The 19,768-nt window shown below is 33.9% G+C and carries 18 protein-coding genes; all 18 read left to right on the top strand.

Translation table 11 applies throughout. The features are described from left to right. Positions 1–2: 2 nt before the first annotated feature. The 18 genes from AC5LAX_RS00335 (at position 3) to AC5LAX_RS00250 (ending at position 19,768) form a co-directional block, all read left to right on the top strand. Positions 3–548 carry a hypothetical protein gene (locus AC5LAX_RS00335; RefSeq protein ID WP_493263516.1) on the top strand — a complete coding sequence of 182 codons (546 nt, stop codon included), beginning with the start codon at positions 3–5 and terminating at the stop codon, positions 546–548. Next, positions 505–1,224, top strand: a complete 720-nt coding sequence (locus tag AC5LAX_RS00330) for a hypothetical protein (protein WP_493263515.1) — start codon at positions 505–507, stop codon at positions 1,222–1,224. The genes AC5LAX_RS00335 and AC5LAX_RS00330 overlap by 44 nt, the downstream gene beginning before the upstream one ends. After that, positions 1,221–2,219: a hypothetical protein gene (locus AC5LAX_RS00325; protein WP_493263514.1), complete on the top strand. Its 999-nt coding sequence runs from the start codon at positions 1,221–1,223 to the stop codon at positions 2,217–2,219. The genes AC5LAX_RS00330 and AC5LAX_RS00325 overlap by 4 nt, the downstream gene beginning before the upstream one ends. Positions 2,220–2,234: 15 nt before the next feature. Further along, positions 2,235–2,849, top strand: a complete 615-nt coding sequence (locus tag AC5LAX_RS00320) for a hypothetical protein (RefSeq protein WP_493263513.1) — start codon at positions 2,235–2,237, stop codon at positions 2,847–2,849. Then, the gene (locus tag AC5LAX_RS00315; protein ID WP_493263512.1) at positions 2,846–3,181 is read left to right on the top strand and encodes a hypothetical protein; all 336 of its coding nucleotides are present in this window, start codon (positions 2,846–2,848) and stop codon (positions 3,179–3,181) included. The genes AC5LAX_RS00320 and AC5LAX_RS00315 overlap by 4 nt, the downstream gene beginning before the upstream one ends. 22 nt (positions 3,182–3,203) lie before the next feature. Beyond that, entirely contained in the window at positions 3,204–3,527 is a 324-nt protein-coding gene (locus tag AC5LAX_RS00310) for a hypothetical protein (RefSeq protein ID WP_493263511.1), read from the top strand. A 12-nt stretch (positions 3,528–3,539) separates the two neighbouring features. Further along, complete coding sequence (locus AC5LAX_RS00305; protein ID WP_493263510.1) at positions 3,540–5,837, top strand: hypothetical protein; 2,298 nt, start codon at positions 3,540–3,542, stop codon at positions 5,835–5,837. 74 nt (positions 5,838–5,911) lie between these two features. Continuing rightward, the gene (locus tag AC5LAX_RS00300) at positions 5,912–6,106 is read left to right on the top strand and encodes a hypothetical protein (protein ID WP_493263509.1); all 195 of its coding nucleotides are present in this window, start codon (positions 5,912–5,914) and stop codon (positions 6,104–6,106) included. Next, positions 6,103–8,535: a coiled-coil domain-containing protein gene (locus AC5LAX_RS00295; RefSeq protein WP_493263508.1), complete on the top strand. Its 2,433-nt coding sequence runs from the start codon at positions 6,103–6,105 to the stop codon at positions 8,533–8,535. Before AC5LAX_RS00300 ends, AC5LAX_RS00295 begins: the two co-directional genes overlap by 4 nt. A 371-nt stretch (positions 8,536–8,906) precedes the next feature. Next, a complete protein-coding gene (locus AC5LAX_RS00290; RefSeq protein WP_493263507.1) occupies positions 8,907–10,217 on the top strand; it encodes a hypothetical protein in 1,311 nt (436 codons plus the stop codon). Positions 10,218–10,233: 16 nt separating this feature from the next. Next, on the top strand, positions 10,234–11,709 hold the full coding sequence (locus AC5LAX_RS00285) for a hypothetical protein (RefSeq protein ID WP_493263506.1): 1,476 nt from the start codon (positions 10,234–10,236) through the stop codon (positions 11,707–11,709). Positions 11,710–11,735: 26 nt separating this feature from the next. Continuing rightward, on the top strand, positions 11,736–12,890 hold the full coding sequence (locus tag AC5LAX_RS00280; protein ID WP_493263505.1) for a hypothetical protein: 1,155 nt from the start codon (positions 11,736–11,738) through the stop codon (positions 12,888–12,890). 12 nt (positions 12,891–12,902) lie between these two features. Further along, complete coding sequence (locus tag AC5LAX_RS00275) at positions 12,903–13,556, top strand: hypothetical protein (protein ID WP_493263504.1); 654 nt, start codon at positions 12,903–12,905, stop codon at positions 13,554–13,556. Between the two features lies 1 nt (position 13,557). Further along, a complete protein-coding gene (locus tag AC5LAX_RS00270; RefSeq protein ID WP_493263503.1) occupies positions 13,558–14,439 on the top strand; it encodes a hypothetical protein in 882 nt (293 codons plus the stop codon). Between the two features lie 92 nt (positions 14,440–14,531). Continuing rightward, on the top strand, positions 14,532–15,122 hold the full coding sequence (locus AC5LAX_RS00265) for a hypothetical protein (RefSeq protein ID WP_493263502.1): 591 nt from the start codon (positions 14,532–14,534) through the stop codon (positions 15,120–15,122). Continuing rightward, the gene (locus AC5LAX_RS00260) at positions 15,122–15,340 is read left to right on the top strand and encodes a hypothetical protein (protein WP_493263501.1); all 219 of its coding nucleotides are present in this window, start codon (positions 15,122–15,124) and stop codon (positions 15,338–15,340) included. Before AC5LAX_RS00265 ends, AC5LAX_RS00260 begins: the two co-directional genes overlap by 1 nt. Continuing rightward, positions 15,337–16,305 (top strand): hypothetical protein, encoded by a 969-nt coding sequence (locus AC5LAX_RS00255; protein WP_493263500.1) that lies wholly within the window; start codon positions 15,337–15,339, stop codon positions 16,303–16,305. Before AC5LAX_RS00260 ends, AC5LAX_RS00255 begins: the two co-directional genes overlap by 4 nt. Before the next feature lies 1 nt (position 16,306). Then, positions 16,307–19,768, top strand: a complete 3,462-nt coding sequence (locus AC5LAX_RS00250; RefSeq protein ID WP_493263499.1) for a metallophosphoesterase — start codon at positions 16,307–16,309, stop codon at positions 19,766–19,768.

The following is a 19,768-nucleotide window of genomic DNA, read 5'->3' as shown; positions in this document are numbered from 1 at the left end:
AGATGCCTTCTATTGATTTAAAAGAGAAAAAGGAGTTATTAGTAACTCGTCCTGATATTATTGGTTTATTAGGTGTTACACCTCTTGAAGCTGAAATAATAGATGATATTATAGATAATATTGAAGACCAAATTGTTGATAGAATTAAAAGTCTACAACGAGTTTCAATTCCTTTTATTGGTGGATTTATTGTTAATGAAGCCAAGTTAGATGCAATAGAACATCACCCTGTAATGAAGGCTAAAAGGCAAGAACTTACTAATGAAGAATATTGGAAATTTAAAAAGAGTATAGTTGCTACTCGAATGGCTCAACGTAGTAAATTTAGAAGTAGAACTTCGATAATATCTCGAACTGTTAGACTTAATCGTAAATTAGCTGCAAGGAAACTTAGAGAGTTTAATCAAGATGAAAGGTCTTTTAAATTATATATGTACTTCTTTAGTAAGATGAAGCCAGTTAATGATTCTGATTACTATATTGAACTAAGAAATAATAAAGGTTATGATTACGAAGATTGCCCCTTTGGATTTAACAGGTATGATTAGCGTTGACGAGCAAGGTTATCCTTTTGCTCCTAACGTTTATCAGATACAGGATAAAGATGTAAGAGAGTTATATCTTCGTGATACTAGTGAAGATAAACTTCGGTATCTTAAAGAAGCTGGAGTTATTTTCTACCTAGCTGACCCTAAATCTCCACCTAATCAAATGGGATATAGTCGTCCCGAAGCCTTAGCATCTGCTAGAGCTAATTACGCTCTTCCTAATGATTGGCAGCCCGATGCTCTTATTCTTCGTCTTGTTGATAGATACCATGAAGATAAGATGGGTGTCGCAGGTGAAGCTCTTGAAACTATTCTTAGAGCAGTTCATAATAGTTCTCGTGCAGCTAATATACTTAGTGAACAACTTACTAATAAACTTAATGCAGGTATACAAGCCGAAGATACTTTACCAGTTATTGATTTGATAACTAAGTTAAATGGTATTATTAATATCATTCCTAATCAGATTAAATCTTTAGGTGAAGCTAAACAAGCTGCTGCTCTTGAAATAGAACAGAAGAAAGCTCGTGGCGGTAAAGTAGTTACTAGTTCTATGTCTGCTAAAGACGCTAGTGATTTGGAAGCTCAAGTAGAAGCTCAAAAGAGAGAACTAGGATTGATAAGTGATAGTATTGTTAACACTCCTTTACGGGGGAAATACGAAAGTACAAAATGATACCAGTTAAACCTGAATATAAGCAAACTAAGTTATACTTTGACGAACCTACTCATAAGTATACCGATAATTGTGGTAATTCTTATATTAGTGCTACTACTATTATTCATTCGTATGTTCCTAAGTTTGATTCTAATTATTGGGCTAAGTACAAAGCTAAAGAAGAAAATACTTCTATTAAAGATATAAAGAATCAATGGGATAGTATACGAGATAAAGCCTGTGATATGGGTAATGTCTATCATAATAGTTTTGAAGATGGTATTCGTCAGAATAGTAAGTTCTTTAATGCTATTAAATATCTGAATAAACAAGAAAGTAAACAAATGGTTACTGTTGCTGATTTAGATGTTGTTGATAGTCATGTAAGACTTCTCGATGTCGATGCTTTTATTGAACATACTGAAAATAAATATCCTGAAATATATAAAGTATTCAAGTTCTATACTGAACGAGACTATAAGATATATTCAGAGATAGGAGCATTTCTTCCTAAGTATCTTCTTAGTGGAACTATTGATATACTTCCTATTCGTGAAGATGGTTTTGTTATTCTTGATTGGAAAACTAATCGTACAGGTCTTAGATTTCAAGCAGGATACTATAAGAAAGATAAAACTGTTCGTCCAGTACAAGAAACAGATGAATGGGTTCATAAGCCCGAAGATGTTCTACTTCCACCGTTTGGTGGTCTACCTAATTGTAATGGTACTACTTATGCCTTGCAGTTAAATCTATATGCTAAAATGGTTCATCTTATTACTGGTTTGCCTTGTCGTGGTTTAGCTCTTTGTCATATTGAAGTTCCATTTGTTCTTAACCAGTATGGTAGACCTCAAAGATTCAAAGACGGTTTCCATATTGATGAAAGTAAAAGTGAAACAGCTAAATGGTATAAGATTCCTAGATTAGAACCTGAAATAGATACCATACTTAATATCCGTTATCAAACTGTTAATGGAAGTCAGAAACAACAAATGAATTTATTTGTATAATATAAATGTAATATCATGTCTAAATATAATAATTTATTAATAGATAGGTGTCGTACTGTTGATTGGAGAAAGACACTAGAGAATAAAGGTTATTCTTACTTTGATAAAGGTAAGTATAATCTTAATCTTATTGGTGTTCGTTCCAAAGAACATGGTAATGAGTTCAATGATGTTTTTATAATTGATTACTGGACAGCTAACGGTAAGAGATATACTCCTATATATCCTTGTACTACTGACCCTGGTTATAAAAGTCTTACTAATCCTGTTAATATTAAAGGTTGTGCAATTCTAGTTCCTGGTCAGTATCGTGGTTGTTTTAAGAAAGGTTATCATAAGGGACAGTATCTTGCTCTTGTTCAACATAAACCTGTCAAAGTATTCCGTGATACTAATAAAGACTTTTATCTTGATTGTGATGAATCAACAATAGAAGAAGGAATGTTTGGTATCAATATTCATAAAGCAGGTGAATCAAGTATTGTTGTTGATGGTTGGTCTGCTGGTTGCCAAGTTCTAGCTAGAAGTATGGATTTTAGAGAACTTATGAATATAGTTAACCTAGCAATTCCTTTATGGGGCGACATATTTACTTATACGTTGTTAGAAGAAAAAGACTTAATAATATGAAACTAAAGAGTATTGGAATAGGACTATTAATAGTAGTAATCCCGTTTGTTATAATTGGAGTATTAAACAATTTTGTTTTTAATAAGGAAAATGTAGAAGTCCCGCTTATCGTTCCTGATACTATATATCAGGAAATAAAAACAAAAAGAGATAGTTTACAACTAGTAATAGATTCTATTCTCAATACTCTTAATAATACTAATCAGTATGAGAAAGAATTTGATAAAGCAATTAGTGATACTGATAGTATTGCTATTCTCGAACGCTTCATATATCTTGTGTCAAAACCAATCGGAGTTGAGAATCCAAAGGTTGGAGACGAAGGTAGATAGTTTACAGCAATCCTACTCCTTTATGGGGGATGGCGGAGCGAAGCGACGCCTAGATAAAGAAGTATTAAGAATAGCCAATGCAAAGTTAATACTTTCAGAAGAGTATAAAAGTCAATATGAATCCTACAAGAAGTTATACGAACTAAAAGTTAGAGATAGCTACTTGCAGGATTCTATTATATCTAAGCAACGTGAAGAAATAAAGAGAATAACAATAGTAGGTAATCAAGCTATTGTTAATCTTAATAAGGAATATAATAAGTCTAAAAAGTATAAGAAGCAACGTAATGGATTCATAGCTAGTACAGGTGTGCTAGCTATTCTTGTTGTTATACTATTAAAATAACTAATTGTAAGTATGGAACTTAGTGAATATCCATTCTTCGTTTATTATAATGAAGAAGATAAAGGAAAGAAATATAAGCACGCAAGAGACTGTGGATATAAAGACCCATTCGACCATTTCTTAATAGGAGAAAGCGGAGGGTTCTTAATGAATATTGACCCGTATAAACGTTTTGTTAATACAGACCTTCTACGTCCTGCTGCTGTTACTTATGAAAAAGAAGGAGTTTATACTAAGTTTGCAGTAGATAGTATGCCTCATATAAACTTTCGTAAACAGGAAACTCTACGTAGACTTGTTGGTTTTAAAGCTCCTTGTCTTATGGATACTAGAACTGGTGAGATAGAAGATGTCTATATTACTGGTGAACATTATAATTTTATTAATTATGGACGTATTCTTAAACTAGATACTAAAACACTTCGAGTAGAAGAAGGTAAAGTTACTGGTCGTAAGATAAGAGGATTCCCTAGATTCATTGATTGTCAGTGGTGGTACTTCTTAATCAAACAGTTCTGTCGAGAAAATGGTATGTTTCTTATCAACGATAAGACAAGACGTGGTGGATTTAGTTATATGGAAGCTATTGGTTCTGCTAACTTTATCAATCTTACTCCTAACCGTGCTGTTATTCATGCGGCTAGTGATAATAAGTTTTTGGTTCAATCAGGAGGTCTATCTGACTTTATGAAGAAGCAAATTATCTTCTATGAATCTAATACTCCTTTTGCTAGAGGTATAGCTAAGATTGATGCTAGTGATTTTATCTTAGGTTATAAAGACCCTAGTACAGCTATTATAGATGATAACAGTTGGAATAGTGCTTGTATATCTGTATCTACTAAGAACAATCCTTCTGCTGCTGTTGGTAAAGATGCCGGAGAAATCAAGTGTGAGGAAATGTCAGAGTTTGAGAACTTCGATGATTTCATGGATGTAACTGAACCTACTCTAAAGACTGGTTCTGTTACTACTGGTTTTCTTAATGCTTGGGGTACTGCTGGTAAAGCTAATGCAGGTTGGGTAACATTTGAGCAAAACTTCTATGACCCTAGAGGTAGAAACTTTATGGCATTTGAAAATGTATGGGATAAAGATAGTAGAGCAGAAGTATGTGGTTACTTTAAACCTTATTGTTGGGGACTTGAAGGTTATAAGATTGGCGATGATAATCAAATCGCTACTCTTACTTCTCTTGATGATGATGGTAATTCTGATATAGCTCTTGGTTTTCAAATAGCAGAAGAAGAACGTGCTGCTGAAAAAGCTAAGAGTAAATCATTCGCTAAATTTATTAGTTATTGTGGGCAGTATGCTAATATGCCTAGTGAATCATTTAGTTCTGTAAGTGAGAATATATTTAGTAGTGAGATATTAGATGAATGGGAGCAAGAACTAAAGATGTCTAATAAATATAACTTCTATATAGATGGCAAGTTTGTAGAATATGATTCGGATAACTTCGAGTTTATTCCTAATGAACGTATTGCTGCTACTGGTGGTGTATTTAAGAAGGATTACTTTGATTATATTAAGAATGTTCCTCGTCACTCTAATGAAGACCCTGAAGGTTGTATTCGTAAATGGTTTAATCCAATTAAAGTAGAATACATAGATAAAAAGACAGGTCAGCTAACTAAAGGTACTCCTCCGGGAATATATAGTATTAGTTATGACCCTGTTGGTATTGATAAGGATAAGAAAGAACTTACTAATAAACATTCACATAATAGTATTAAAGTTTGGATGAATCCTTGTATATATAATGGTTATCGTCCTAGATTATGTGCTGTGTATTATGGTCGTCCTGATGAACTAGAGAAAGCAGATAGAATCTGTTATTACTTTGCAATTACTTATAATTGTCTTGGTACAACTAATGTCGAGATTAATCGTGGTGAAACAGTTAGTAATTTTAAAAAGTGGAAAGCTGTTAGATACTTAGGTTATCACCCAGTTCATTTATGGGATACTAATATTAATACTAAGAAGATTAATACTATTGGTTATGATATTAGTAGTGAAACAGTTAAACTCGATGGTCTGCGAATGTTAAAGGAAATGTTGTATTCCCCCATAGGGAAGTTCGAGGATGGTCGTGATATGCTTGTTCTTCATACTATATATGATTATCAGTCTATACTAGAGTTGAAGAAATGGTCTAATACTGGTAACTTTGACCGTGTATCTGAAATGATTGTTCGTGGTATTGAATGGGCTGCTAATGATAAGTTTGCTAAAAAGCAGCTAGAACATAGACAGAGAGTGCAAACAGAGAAAGAAAACTTTTGGAATCGTAAACGTTATTAATTATGAGTTGGTTAACAGAAAGCAACAGGTTAAAACATTTCCTCTACGCAATCCCATGTGGATTACTAGGAATAATGTTAGTAGTAGGCTTAGCCGTAGGCATGGAATTTAAAGATAAAATGTATGGCGGTAAGTTTGATTTCTTAGATATTTTAGCTACATTGCTTGGCGGAATGATAGGATTCGTATTAATGCTAGTTATAGTAATAAGTACGGGTGCTATTGATTGGTACATTAATATACTTATTAAACTAAGCGAATTGTTATGATTGATGCTAAGCTAAATGCTCGACTTGGGGACATGCCTAAACAGCGTGTCCCTAATTCTGAAAAGGATGAATACTGGGCTGGTAGAACAATAGATTATTGTATTGCTGCCGGACTAGCGTGTAATGATAGAACTAAGACAGAACAACTTCTTGAAATACTTCATGGAGAAATGCCTGACGAGTTCTATCGTAAAACACTTAATCCTTATAATGCTACGAAGGAGAACTTTAAAAGGTTTCCTGCTACTCTAAGGAATCTTGATATTATTAATGATGTAGTTCGTCGTTATTTATCAGAATACGTTAAATCTCAACATGAATTTATTGTTGGTGCTAATAATCCTGAAATCATTATGGCTCGTGATGCTGCTATTCGAGAAGATATAGTTAAGCGAGCTATGTTAGCATTTCAACAAGAACTTCAAAGAAGAATACAGCAACAACAAGCTGAAAATGCTCAACTAGAAGCTCAAGGACAACCAATACAAGAGGTTGACCCTGAACAATTAGCAGCTGATGCAGAAGAGTTTGAAAAGAACTTTATTGATAATTATATAGATGAAATAAGTGCACAAGCTCAACAACTATTAGAAGTTATTGATGATGTTCTTAATAATGAGACAATAGTTCCAGTTGAGTACTTTAACTATATCGTTACAGGGGAAGTTTATAGTTTCCATACTGTTCGTGGCAAAAAGCTAGTTAAAGAGTGGGTTCCAACTACTGATATGTTTCCTGTTCCTAATGGAGAACAAATGGTATCTAAGTATGATATTGTAGCTCGTAGAATGTTAATGAGTTACAATCAGGTAATAGACCAATTCTCCGATGAATTATCAGATGAACAACTAGAGTTTATAACTAAATATTATAATCCTAGTACAGTTGGTGCTACTCGTACACTTAGTCTTAATGCTTATACTTATTATTTCCCTGAAAAATGTAAAAGCTATGAGAACGATAATAGAGAGATATTCCCTTCTGATGGTTATGATTTAAGATTAAAGAACGGAGAACTACTTGAAGTATGGCATGTTAATTGGAGAGGTTATACACAAGTTAAGATATTGAAATATGTTAATGAGGTAGGATTAGTTGATGAAATGATTGTTTCTGATGATTTTGAATTTAATCCTGAACTTGGACATATTGAGATAACTTCTGTATATAAACCACAAGTTTATGAAGGTTATCGTATAGGAGGTCAACGTTTTGGTATATATCCCGGTGGTGCTAAACCTATTCCTTTCCAATTAGATGATGATGTTAGATTGCAGTATTGTGGACTTCAAGAAGTACTTCCTCAAATGGGAAGATTCTCTATTGTAGAAATACTTACTCCATTTCAAATATTAATCAATATCTTCTCTTATCATAGAGAGATGATGATAGCTAAGAACAAGATGTTTATTCTTGTTGCAGCTAAATCTTTATTTGGAGAAGATGCAGAAGAAGCTATTTATAATATAGCAGCAGAAGGTATATTCCCGTATGATGATGCAGAAGATATTAATAGTACTAAAGCACAATCTATTAAAATGCTTGACGCTAATATCTCCGGCTATATTACTGAAATATCTAATCTTATTGAATCTATTAAAGCCAGTGCTCGTGAAATGGTAGATATGACACCACAACGTTACGGACAGATAGCTACTAGTGCTGGTAAAGGTACAACAGAAGAAGCTATTATTCGTGGTTCAATGGGTACAGTTATTATTAACTATATGTTCGATAAGTTCCGTGAGGACGAATATCTAATAGATTTAAATAATTCTAAGTTAGCTTGGATAGATGGATTAGATACTTCTTATTATGATAAGTCAGATAGAAAGCAATATATATCTCTTAATGTAGATAATCATACTCTTGGACAATATGTAATCAAAGCTAAAAACTCTGATAGAGAAACAGAGAAGTTTGAACAACTTAAAGAGTGGGCTTTCAATGCTAGTCAAAATGGAGATTTAATGTCTGCTGTTGCTGCTATTACTTCCGGTAATATATCTAGTCTTAAACTAGCTATTAATCGTTATCAAGAGATTCGTCAGAAGAATGAAGAATCACTTAGACAATTAGACCAACAGTTAGAAGAAGCTAAGAATAAAGCAACTCTTGAACAGATAGCTGCTAAGGGGGAACAAGATGCTAGGCTAGCAGAAATCAAAGGTTATTATGATTTACTTGCTAAAGGAATGGATACAGAAGCTGCTATGGCTGCTTTAGCTAATCAACCTGCACAAGCTGCTCCACAAGATAATTCTGCCGAACTATCATTGAAACAAGCTGAACTAAATGAAAAGAAACGAGCTAAGGATTTAGATATGATTAACTCTGCATTAGATAGAGATAATGAACTAAAGATAGCTAAAGAGAATAAGAATAAATATGATAGTCCTAAGTCTAAATCTAGTTCTACTAAGAAGTAAACACTAAGTTATAATTAGCTATATACCATTCTCTATGATTCAGACGTGCCCTACGGAACTTTCCGTAGGGTTTTTCGTATCCATAAAATCGACGTAGATAGCGTTTCCTTTGCCTCTGTTGCATTTACCCTATCGAATGGATGAACTGTAAAGGAAAGCATTAAAATGCCGTGACGGGTCTTAAAATGGCTCATTCTTTTGCCCTGTATCGAACGCAAAGTTTCTGCTGATAAGATTAACTCTAGTAATACTTAAATACAAATACGGGCAATTCTAAACCTAATAATAAGAGTATTCAGACTAGTAAGAGTTTGCTTTCTCATATTATTAGATTACATTTGAGTGAAAGTAATAATCAAAACATATTTATTATGGGAACTTTTAGTAGTAATAATGATTTAGATTTAAGTACTGGTAGTATTGATAATGGCGATACTACTAATACTGGAGGTCAAGGTACTGGCTCTGATGCTAACGGCAATCCTGCCGGACAGGGACAACAAGGTGCTGGACAAGAAGGACAACAAGGACAAGGCGAAGGTGCTAATACTGGTACTGTTGATAATGGTGGTGAAAACCAAGAAGGACAACAGGGACAAGGAGAAGGACAGCAAGGAAGCTCCTCTACGGGGGAAGAAGTGGTATTATCAGAAGGTGATACTGTAAATGTTGATGGTGTAGATTATACTATTGATGCTAACGGTAATGCTCTTGCTGCCGATGGAACTGTATTTCGTACTGCTGCTGAACTTGCTGAACTTATATCTCAAAATGGTTCTGAACCAAGTGTTCTTGAACAATTACAAACTCGTTTTGGTTCTGATTTTAAAGATGAAAATGGTAATCCTATTGTATTTGATAATAATACAGAAGGTGTTGCTGCTTATGTTGATACAGTAATTCAGAATAGAATTGTAGAAGCTCAAATTGCTGCTCTTAACAATCTGTTTGAAACTTATCCACAAGTAGAACAAGTTATCAATCATCTTGAACTTAACGGTACTCTTGAAGACTTCGTAGAAATTCCTGATAGAAGTCAGATTACTGTTAGTAAAGATAACGAAGAACAACAAGCTACTTTCATTCGTGAAGAATGGAAACTTAGTGGTAAAAAAGGAGATGTAAATAAATTCATTGACTATTGTAAGAACGCCGGTATTCTTTATGATACTGCTGTTGAATCTAAAGAAGCTGTTGATAGCATTTATGAATCTCGACTTGCTGAACAGGAAGCACAAGTAGAAGCTAAAGAAGCTGCTGCTGCTGCCGAAGAGAAAGCATATTGGGATAATGTAGAAAAGACTATTAGTAAAGGCGAACTATTAGGTTATAGTATTCCTGAACAAATTCAGTGTAACAAAGACGGAAAGAAGGTAATGCTTAGTCGCAAAGACTTCTTGAAGTATGTGTCTACTCCTATTGACAATGAAGGTAATACAGCCTATATGTTAGACGAAGCTAAAGTTGATTCTAATGCTCGTATGCAGGATGATTTACTTAAAGCATTTCTTAGGTTTACTGGTGGCGATTATGCTAGTCTTGTCGGTATGGCTGTTAACAAGCAGAAAGTTCTATCTATTAGAACTACCGCAGCACAAACTACTGGTAAAAGGACTGTTATTATCAATAGTAAAGGTAATAATTCTAAGACAGTTGATAATGACCAACTAGTCTTGAACTAACTAAATTAAAACGAATATGTACAAATTAAGAGAAGTCGAAAGAGGTAGATATGATGATAGAGGTTACTCTAATGAGCAATCTCTTGCTGCCTTAATGATTCAAAAACCGGAAGAGATTAACAACTTCCTGACTTATACTTATGGTATGGAAGATGACCGATTCCCGCTAACTTTCCTTACAGAAGGACAAGGTGCTGCTGGTGTTCGTGATATTACTACTGTTGAGTGGACTTGGAAGACAATGGGTCGTCAGAGATTCAATGATTACATTGTTTGGGCTGATACTAATGATACTACTCCGGGTATTGGTGGTAAACCTATTAAGGTTGAGTTTGCTACTGGTCTTATTATCGAACAGTACGGTTTACTTGCTCCTGACGGTAAAACTGCTGTTCGTGTAATGCGAGACCATGGTGCTGGTAGTCATGGTGGACATCTGTATTCTTTGCAGCTAAAGAATCCTGATAAAAGTGCTTATGTTGACCCTACTAATCTTGAAAAAGGTAAGTATTGGTGTATGTTAGCTCCGTCTATTCCTGAATCTTATTCTAAGGGTAACAAGACTAATGTAATGGGACCTGGTGTTATGAAATCCCAGCTAGGATTCAAGCGTTATAGCAAGGAAATTGCAGGTAACATTAGTAATGTTGTTGTTAGTTATGCTTTCAAGACTAAAGGCGGTGGTACTGATACTCGTTGGATTAATGAAGAAATGCGCCAGTTCGATGTTCAGATGCGTATCTCTAACGAGATTGACTTATGGACATCTCGTTACAATCGTACTGTTAATGGTACTATTGATATGAAGGATTGGGATAATGACCAACCAATTCCTGAAACTGCTGGTATGTTTGAAATCCTTGAAGAATCTAACTACGATACTTATGGTGAATACTTGCCTCTTAGTAAGCTAAAAAGAACTATTGGTGACGTAGTTGATAAAGATACCGATACTGGTTCTATGGAGATTACTCTGTATGCAGGTAAAGGTGGTATCGAAGATTTCGATATGGCTATCCGTGAAGATGTTAAGTCCGAAGGATTCATTACTCCACTTGGAGAGAAAATGATTGGTGAAGAAGCAGGTGGTCTTACTTATGGTAAATACTTCCGTAAGTATAAGACTATTGACGGACATACTGTTACTTGTATTCATCTTCCTTTCTTGGATAAATCTCCTATTGCTGAAACAGCAAAAGCTAATGGACTTATTCATCCTCGTACTGGCTTGCCTATGACATCTCACAAACTGATGTTCATTGACAACTCTGTATATAACGGAAATCGTAATGTTCGTATGGTACGTATGAAAGGTCAGTCTTACCTTGTTGGTGTATTGAAAGGTCTTACTCCTATTCCACCGTCTTGGGGAGCTGTTCCTAGCAACTCTATCTCTACGGACATTGATAAGTCTCAATATGAAGTTAAGATGTCTCGCGGTTTGCAAGTAGATAGACAAGAGAAGATGTTCATGTTGGAGTGCGTACTCTAAGTTAAACAATTAAAATTGAAATTATAATGGAAGGACAAGCACCAAAAGCCGGAACATTCGGCAGTAGTCTAAATAATCCAACTAATAGCCCTAGTGCTACTACACAGGCTAAAGCTCCGGAAACTCCTAGAGAAACCTATGAACAACTTCTTAAAAAAGAAGATGGTTTAGATAGAGACTTCTTAGAAGAAAGATATATTACAATAGCTCTTGCTACTGATATTACTATTAATTCTGTTTATCGTCAAGTTAATGCTAGATATATCGTTGACCGTCACGATAGCATTGGTGGTAGTATTAATTCAGCTAGAATCTTAACTAGCAACTATAAAGAAATGGAAGCATACATGCCTTCCCTTGTTGGTTGCTCCGTTAACTCACAGGAATATATTACTCGCGTTCAACGTTGGTTTAATAGTATATCTATTCCTGTTGATGGTGAAGGAAAGAAACTTAATTGTTCTTTCCAATGGAATAAGAAAAGAGATTATCTGAACTATAAGATAGATGAAACAGAGATTATCGAAGAATATGATAATGCTGAAAAGTCTAATCCTAAACAGTTGAAAGATGCTATTGCTAAGTATGTAACTAAGATTAATGCTCTTGAAGCAACTCGTTATCAATACGGACATCCTATTAAGGTAGATGATTACTTAGCATATCGTCATTGTTTACTTTATCCGATTGTAGCTAAAGACGTAGCTATTATTAGCTTCGACCCTCGTGTTAAATTCTATATTAAAGATGAACAACGAGAAAGTAATCGTCTTAAACGTAATCGTATTCAAGCTAACAAGGCAAGACGTAATTATCTTGACGCTATTGATAATGATGCTAAGTTTAAAGCTATTTTCGTATGTTACTCTGCTAGTAACAAACAGGATGTATTATCTAACTTGTTACTTGATAGAACTATCCAAGAAAAGATGCTTGACGACTTTGCAATTAAAGAGCCGGAGAAATTCAACAAACTGTTTAACAATTCACAAATTGAGCTTCAAGCGTTCATTGAAGAAGCTATCGCCAAAGGTGAGCTAGTTCGTTCTGATGTTAATCAAACTGTTCTTACTCCCGAAGGTGGATTTATCGGAGCTAACATGAAAGAAGCATTGGCTTATTTCAGTAACTCCGAAAATGCTGATTATAAAAGAGCACTTGAAACTAAACTAAAATTATAATAACTATTTATTATGAAAGTAGCAGAGATACATAACGAGTTCATGCTTCTAGCTCAACAAATGGGCATGAAAACTGTGCGAGCAATACTTCCCGAACAGGTAGACGAAATAATCAATTTAGAGACTATCGAATATGTGAAAGATGTTTTCTCTCGTAAAGGTAATCGTGAACTCGATGGTATCTCTGATAACGTTATAAGATTGACAGAACTTAGTCCTCTTCATACTAGTATTAAGATTGACGCTAAACAAGGAGATATAATGTTTGGTACTGGTTATAAGGTAGAGTTGAACGACTATCCGACACCCATGTTCTACACATCTGTCTACTCCTTTAAGGGGGATAAGTCTTATCGTTGCAGATTGATAGACTTAGACTTAGTGAGTGAAACGATGAACGATTATCATTCAAAGTCTATTGTTATAAGTCCTATATGTTATAAGACTGAATCTAATATTGAAGTAATAGCAACATTCGAGATAGAGAAGTTCTTAGTTAATTATATTAAGTATCCTACTCTAATTAGTATTGCAACCGATACTACGAATGAACTATCAGATGTTGCTATGCACGAAGTTATTAAGAGAGCTGTTAATACCTTTAATGCTATCTCTAATAATAATAGTTATGAAAAAGTTTCAAATGAATTATCTAAATTAGAATAAAATGGAAAGACTGTTATTTGCAGGTAATGTTGCATTAGCTACTACTCCCGCTACTCTAGCTGCTGTTAATGCAGCAGGTATTACAGAGGGTGCTGTTGCTCTTTACGACAATGAAGGTGCAATCATCTCGAAAGCTCTTACTAAGAACATTCCGATGTTTACCTTGTTTGTTGGTGGTGGAGCATTTGCTAATAAGAGCAAGTATACCAATATTGTATCTGATATTGATACTAGACGTTTCTCTTATGTTAAGAGTGTCTATGCTGCCGGAACTAAATTTAGTGCGGAAATTACTGTTCCTACCCCCGTAGAAGGAAAGGATTATACGTTAACTATGGCTAAAGCTCATACTGTTCTTAATGAACGTTATAAGTGGTCGGCTAGTGAACGTGCTCGTGAAGGTGATACTGCTGCTATTATTGCTAAGAAGTTAAGTACTCAACTTAATTCTCTTGGTAAGAATGAAGGATTTACTGCTAGTGTTGCTGCTGCTAAAATTACCGTAACTGGTACTGATTATGAAGCATGGAATCTTATTGCAGGAGATTCATTATTTGGAACAGAAGTAACTACTACAAAAGCTGTGAAACCAATTAATGATGATGCTGCTCTTAAAGAATTGCAGATTCGTTGTATTGGTGGTGAAGGTATTAATTCTACTAGCAACGATGCTCGTAAGTTATATACTTTGCCGGAGTTCTCTAATGCTGGTGGTTGGACAGTGTTTACACTAACTTTCTATCCGCATCGTGACCTTCGTAGTGGTAGTACCGAAAATGTTAAGACTATTATTCATCTTGCTATTCCGGCAGGAGCTGCTCAAATAGCTACTCTTGAAAAAATATTTGCATCTATTAATACTCCGGCAGCAGCAGGAGCTTAAAGAAAATATTGTAAATATAACTCGTAATAGTTTAATAAAGGGGTTGCTATTAATGTTAAAATTAGTAGTAATCCCTTTAATCATAAATAGGGATGAAGGAAATTATCGAATTTGCTCTTAATCAAGGCTTGAGTTCCTTGATAACTATTTCTATTTTCCTACTATTATATAAATGGTTGGATAATAAGAAGAAGACTGAAAGCGAAAAGTTTGTTAGTTCTATTAGTAGTACTCTTGATGAAGTATCTAAATCATTGCTACAAGTCTCAACGTTTATCACTGATATTACAAAGAATATCATAGATAAAGATAAAGACAAGTGTAAGACTGCAATAGAAGATTCTATGTTCGCTTCGGCAATGAGATTGACTATATTCGTTACTAATACTGTTATTAATAACCACGTCCATACTAATAAAGATAATATATTCGCTAATATCCATAATATAGTTAATGCAGAGTTTTACAGTGTATTCTCTAGCTTAGCTTTATATAAGATTAATGGAGTAAAGGCTAGTGATAATATGAAAAAGGATTGGATGCCGTCAGTGGAGAAGTCTATAATAGAGATAGTGTTTAATGACAATCTTAGTAAAGAAGATAAAATATCTAGTTTTAATAATAAAATAAACTTGAAGTTTCAGTCTTACATAACTTATATAACAAATAATACATTAAAGTAATGGACATAAACTTCGATAATGTAAAAAGCAAATTGGTTGATAGAGGTGTACAAGTTGTACACCTCTCCAACATTGGATTCATTCTTACTGATGAAGATATATGTAGATATAATGCTATGATTATTCTTAGTAATATGTCTAATGTAGAATCTAAACTTAGTGAAGAACAACAGCAAAATCTAATTGCAATGTATAACGAATTAATAGTAATGCAATGAGAAAGAACGAAGATGGAATGTATACTTATCTTGATGTTCCAAGTAAGTATAATTGTGTTTATAAAAAACTACTTATTAAGTTAAGTGACTTAGGAGTAGATATGATTAAAGATTGTACTTCTACTTGTAAAGGTATCAATCGTCAAGTAATTAACTGTTGGAATATGTTTCAATCTGCTTGTGCAGCTTATACTCTAGGGTATTGGAAACAAGCAGATTTACTTATTAATTACATTAATAGTTCTCTACAATTCGGTTGTGATGAATATACTACTGATGAGAAGCCTGTATTTATGACATTTGAACTTAATATTCCTATGTCAATTACTGGTGCTCAACAGATAAAATATAATGAAGCTACGTTTGTTATCGCTAATAAAGAATATGTAGTTAAAGATACTCTTACTATATATCAAGTTATTAACGAAAGAGAGAATATTATAGCTTCGGGATTATCTATTGATAGTCCGGCTAAGTTTAATGAACTAACGCTTAACGCTCAAGTAGGACAAGTTTATATATTTAGAGCTAGTGTAGAAGGAGAAGACGGTGAAACATATTATTCTAATGACTTTATTGTAGAATGTAAGTCTGTTCCTAAAATGAACGTTATGTATTACGGACATACAGATATTGCACCGCAGACATTTCAAAATATGTCTGTTAGTGATATTATGGCATTAGAAGGTAATACTCCTAGAACTATTACAGGAGATAAGAATAATACATTTACTATTCATCAAGAAAAGAAGATTCATTATCTTCTTATACCTGATACACTTATGACGCTTATTAAAGCTGAATATGGTACTATTTTTGTTACTACTCTTTGGGACGGTTCAGACGGTGCTTATAAGACTAATAATCCTGGTGGTACTGTTGATGATATACATTATAAAGTATTCTTCTTATATTCTCCTTCTGTATTTGATGATGCTATTCGTATAACCTGTAAAAACAAGTAATATGAGAAAAGGAATAAGTATAGGTCAACCTATTATTAATAACAGCGTAGATGATAACTATAATCCTCTACCTGATATTGATGCTAAGTATGGACCTTATAATAGTATTGCAGAAGCTATGAAAGAATTGCCTCCTGAATTACGTTCAGTAGGTCTTACAGTAGGTATTAAACAAAATAATATTATTAACGAGTATTGGTTTAATGGAGGTATTGAAAACAAAAATCTTGTAGTTAAGCAACAAGGTGGTGGAGATGAACCAGTTCAAACTGTTTATATACAAGACAATCCTCCTGCTAATACAAATTCTCTTTGGGTAGATACTTCTGGATTAGGAGCAGCTCTTGAAGAAGATGAAAAGCTAGCTCCTATAATTCAATCTATTCAAGTGATACAAAAGTATCTTGATACTATTGTCCATCAGAGAGATTTAATTATAAATCCTGGTCATGTTAGTAATACTTTTACTAAGTCTATATTAAAAGAATATACTCCTATTGACCCTAATACTGGACAATTAGCAATTAGAGTTGCTGCTGTTGGTGAAAGTCTTGAACCTGAAACAGATGAATATGAACCAAATACTAAAGCGGTTCGTGGGCATTATGGTACTCTTAAAGAAATTCAAGATAACTTTAATAATTTCGTAGATTACGAACTTCTAATTGCTACTGATGTAAAACGTCTATATACTAAGATTAATGGAGAACCTGTTAATCTTACTGGTACTAGTTCAGGCGGTGGCGGCAGTATTGATTATGAAGCATTAGATAAATTAGATACTATTGGTTTCGTTGCCCCTAATGGACAAGTATATCGTGTTAAGGTTAATAATAACGGACAGCTAGTAGTATATAAGAAAGAGTTAGATACACCACAAGCAGAACCTACTGGTGGACAAGAAGAACCCGGAACTGGTTGGGTATATGTAACTACTCTATATTTACAAAAGTTATATATTAACTCTTTGTATTGTGGTGGTATTACTAGTGATGAATATAGTTATAATCCATGCTCTCATAACTTCGTTGAACTTAGTAATCTTACGGGTAAAGATGTGTCTCTTAATGGACTATCATTACAGTATGGTACAGAAGGTGGAAATTGGGAAGTACTTCCTTTATGGGGGAATATCAAAGCAGGTTCGACATTCTTAATTAGAGGTGCTCAATGTTCAGTAATGAATACTAATACTACTCGTATTAAAGTTGAGACTTATGATATGGAGTGGTATGCTAGTGATGGTAATCTTATTAAGTTTGATAATAAGAAAGCTAAATTTTTCTTGACTTGGGGAACGTCACCTAGTTCTGTTGCGAATCCTTATAATAACACGACTTCCCCTATAAGGGTATCTAAAGGTTATATTGATTTAGTTGGACTTCAAATCTTAAATGCTGGTGATGCTGATAAAGTTGATGCTGCTGAAAATACTGCTTATGGTTATCTTACTAGTAAGTATTTATTTACTAAGTACTATACTATGGACAATGTTAAGCAAGCTACTAAAGCTCTTAGTGCTAGAAATAACGCTAATGATATGTACTTTGTTAATCTCGAAGCAAACATAATACCTAGAGTAGATTCTTATACTCCACGTGCTAGCTTTGAGAACAAGAATATATTCTTTAATAAGACTTTACTAGACCATACTAAACCTAATAAGGTTACTATGACTTTAGGTAGAAAGGCTTGTTATACTTTTAATGAATCTAATGAACCTAATGATGATGCTAGTAGGTGTTTCAATTGGGTGTCAGTAGGTTACTATGATGAGTATTTATGGTATCGTGCATATAGAAGTGACAGTAGTTATACTAATTGGACTAAAGTAGAATCATTTAAAAATGAGACTGGTGTTCGTAAATATTATAATCGTATTCGTGCAATAACTACTGATGGTACTCCTTTTACTACTCATAAAGTAATACTTACTCATTTAGGAGAACAATATGATACTCATACAAGGGATAAGAATATTTATTACGAATATTATGTAGGTAGAGACGAAACTTATAAGAGCGATATTCGTAGATTTGTAGTTATGAGCGAAAATGCAGGGAGCGAAGTTCTTAACTTTGTTCAGACTTCCGACCAACAAGGCTTTAATTGGGATGAATATAATGTATGGAGAATAACTGCCGGACAAATAAAGAAGGACTTTAATAGATATGAAAATAGTAACATATCTGTGTGCTACTTTATGATTAATACTGGCGATATGACACAGAATGGTAATCGTATTAATGAATGGTTAGATTATGAAGCAGGAAGAGAACCACTATACGATATTGCTGAAATGGTAACTGTTGGTAACAATGATTTAACTCCGGCTAATGTATATGTTCTTGGTGACGGTGGAGATGATTCTAAAATTAATGCTACTAACATTCGTTTCTTCTATTGTTATGAAATGGATGAAGATAATCCTCCTGTATTTACTGTTGAAGGAAAAGAAATATTCGTTGAATCATTATATTCATTCGATGTTGGTCATACCCATTTCTTATGTGTTAATAGTGAGATAAGTTCTAATACTGAACGAAGTGTTTATGGACTTTCTACTACCGGAGTAATGTATGACTTAATAAGACAATGGTGTGAAAGAGATGATGCAAAAGCTATTAATGCTAAAGCTAAGATAGCTTATTGTCATGAAATGCCTTTTACTATTATTACTCAAAATCTTATTAATTCATTTTATTGGAATAATGAAGAAAACACTAGTGTTGAGAGAAGTGGTAGTAGATTGAATTTCAATACCACTAAAGCTAACGCTTATTGGTTCTCAAAGTTCTTACAGACCCACAATTACCGTTTATGTCTTGGCGGACACAAACATACGTACAGTTGCAGTTATCCGATTTTAGAGAACGAAAACAGCTCTATGAAGCCTATCATACAGGTCACTGCGGACGTTTTAAAGAAGGATTTTAATTCTGATGAATTATATACGGAAACTGCCGAAGGTGCGTTAAAAGGGCAATCTTTCCCTAAATCTTGGGAAAATAATACTAACTTTGATATGCTGAAACACTTGTGTACATTTCAATTAGTAGATGAAATAACTGCTCCTGTATATCTTATGTGTCAGGCTAGTGGATATAAACATACTAGTAATAAAGAACTTCCTAGTCCTAATATTCCGTGGTTAAGGTATTTCTTTCCTGCTAGTATTACTATTAATAGTAGAGACGATGTTACGGCTAAAGTTAATGCAGGTCAACGTTATCCTTTCTATATTAAGTATTTCTTAAAGCTAGGCAAGGTAGATGATTTACATTATTACCCTAATTTACAAGCTACTGTTAAGAAGCTATCTAATGTATTTAATAATTCCGGTAAGTATAATGTTAATCTTCAAGGATTAAATCCAGCTTATGGAGTTATTGGTGGTAATGGAGAAACTAATAATGGTAATGATATAATTAACGTGAAATTTCCAACTTATAATATTAGTTGA

The sequence above is a fragment of the Megamonas sp. genome, assembly GCF_986095205.1.
The sequence above is the reverse complement of the archived record's forward strand: the minus strand, read 5'-3'. Positions and strand labels throughout refer to the sequence as shown.

Coding starts and splice junctions, on each gene's coding strand:
- AC5LAX_RS00335 (WP_493263516.1), top strand. CDS start 3: ATGCCTTCTATTGATTTAAAAGAGAAAAAGGAGTTATTAGTAACTCGT.
- AC5LAX_RS00330 (WP_493263515.1), top strand. CDS start 505: ATGATTACGAAGATTGCCCCTTTGGATTTAACAGGTATGATTAGCGTT.
- AC5LAX_RS00325 (WP_493263514.1), top strand. CDS start 1,221: ATGATACCAGTTAAACCTGAATATAAGCAAACTAAGTTATACTTTGAC.
- AC5LAX_RS00320 (WP_493263513.1), top strand. CDS start 2,235: ATGTCTAAATATAATAATTTATTAATAGATAGGTGTCGTACTGTTGAT.
- AC5LAX_RS00315 (WP_493263512.1), top strand. CDS start 2,846: ATGAAACTAAAGAGTATTGGAATAGGACTATTAATAGTAGTAATCCCG.
- AC5LAX_RS00310 (WP_493263511.1), top strand. CDS start 3,204: ATGGGGGATGGCGGAGCGAAGCGACGCCTAGATAAAGAAGTATTAAGA.
- AC5LAX_RS00305 (WP_493263510.1), top strand. CDS start 3,540: ATGGAACTTAGTGAATATCCATTCTTCGTTTATTATAATGAAGAAGAT.
- AC5LAX_RS00300 (WP_493263509.1), top strand. CDS start 5,912: ATGTTAGTAGTAGGCTTAGCCGTAGGCATGGAATTTAAAGATAAAATG.
- AC5LAX_RS00295 (WP_493263508.1), top strand. CDS start 6,103: ATGATTGATGCTAAGCTAAATGCTCGACTTGGGGACATGCCTAAACAG.
- AC5LAX_RS00290 (WP_493263507.1), top strand. CDS start 8,907: ATGGGAACTTTTAGTAGTAATAATGATTTAGATTTAAGTACTGGTAGT.
- AC5LAX_RS00285 (WP_493263506.1), top strand. CDS start 10,234: ATGTACAAATTAAGAGAAGTCGAAAGAGGTAGATATGATGATAGAGGT.
- AC5LAX_RS00280 (WP_493263505.1), top strand. CDS start 11,736: ATGGAAGGACAAGCACCAAAAGCCGGAACATTCGGCAGTAGTCTAAAT.
- AC5LAX_RS00275 (WP_493263504.1), top strand. CDS start 12,903: ATGAAAGTAGCAGAGATACATAACGAGTTCATGCTTCTAGCTCAACAA.
- AC5LAX_RS00270 (WP_493263503.1), top strand. CDS start 13,558: ATGGAAAGACTGTTATTTGCAGGTAATGTTGCATTAGCTACTACTCCC.
- AC5LAX_RS00265 (WP_493263502.1), top strand. CDS start 14,532: ATGAAGGAAATTATCGAATTTGCTCTTAATCAAGGCTTGAGTTCCTTG.
- AC5LAX_RS00260 (WP_493263501.1), top strand. CDS start 15,122: ATGGACATAAACTTCGATAATGTAAAAAGCAAATTGGTTGATAGAGGT.
- AC5LAX_RS00255 (WP_493263500.1), top strand. CDS start 15,337: ATGAGAAAGAACGAAGATGGAATGTATACTTATCTTGATGTTCCAAGT.
- AC5LAX_RS00250 (WP_493263499.1), top strand. CDS start 16,307: ATGAGAAAAGGAATAAGTATAGGTCAACCTATTATTAATAACAGCGTA.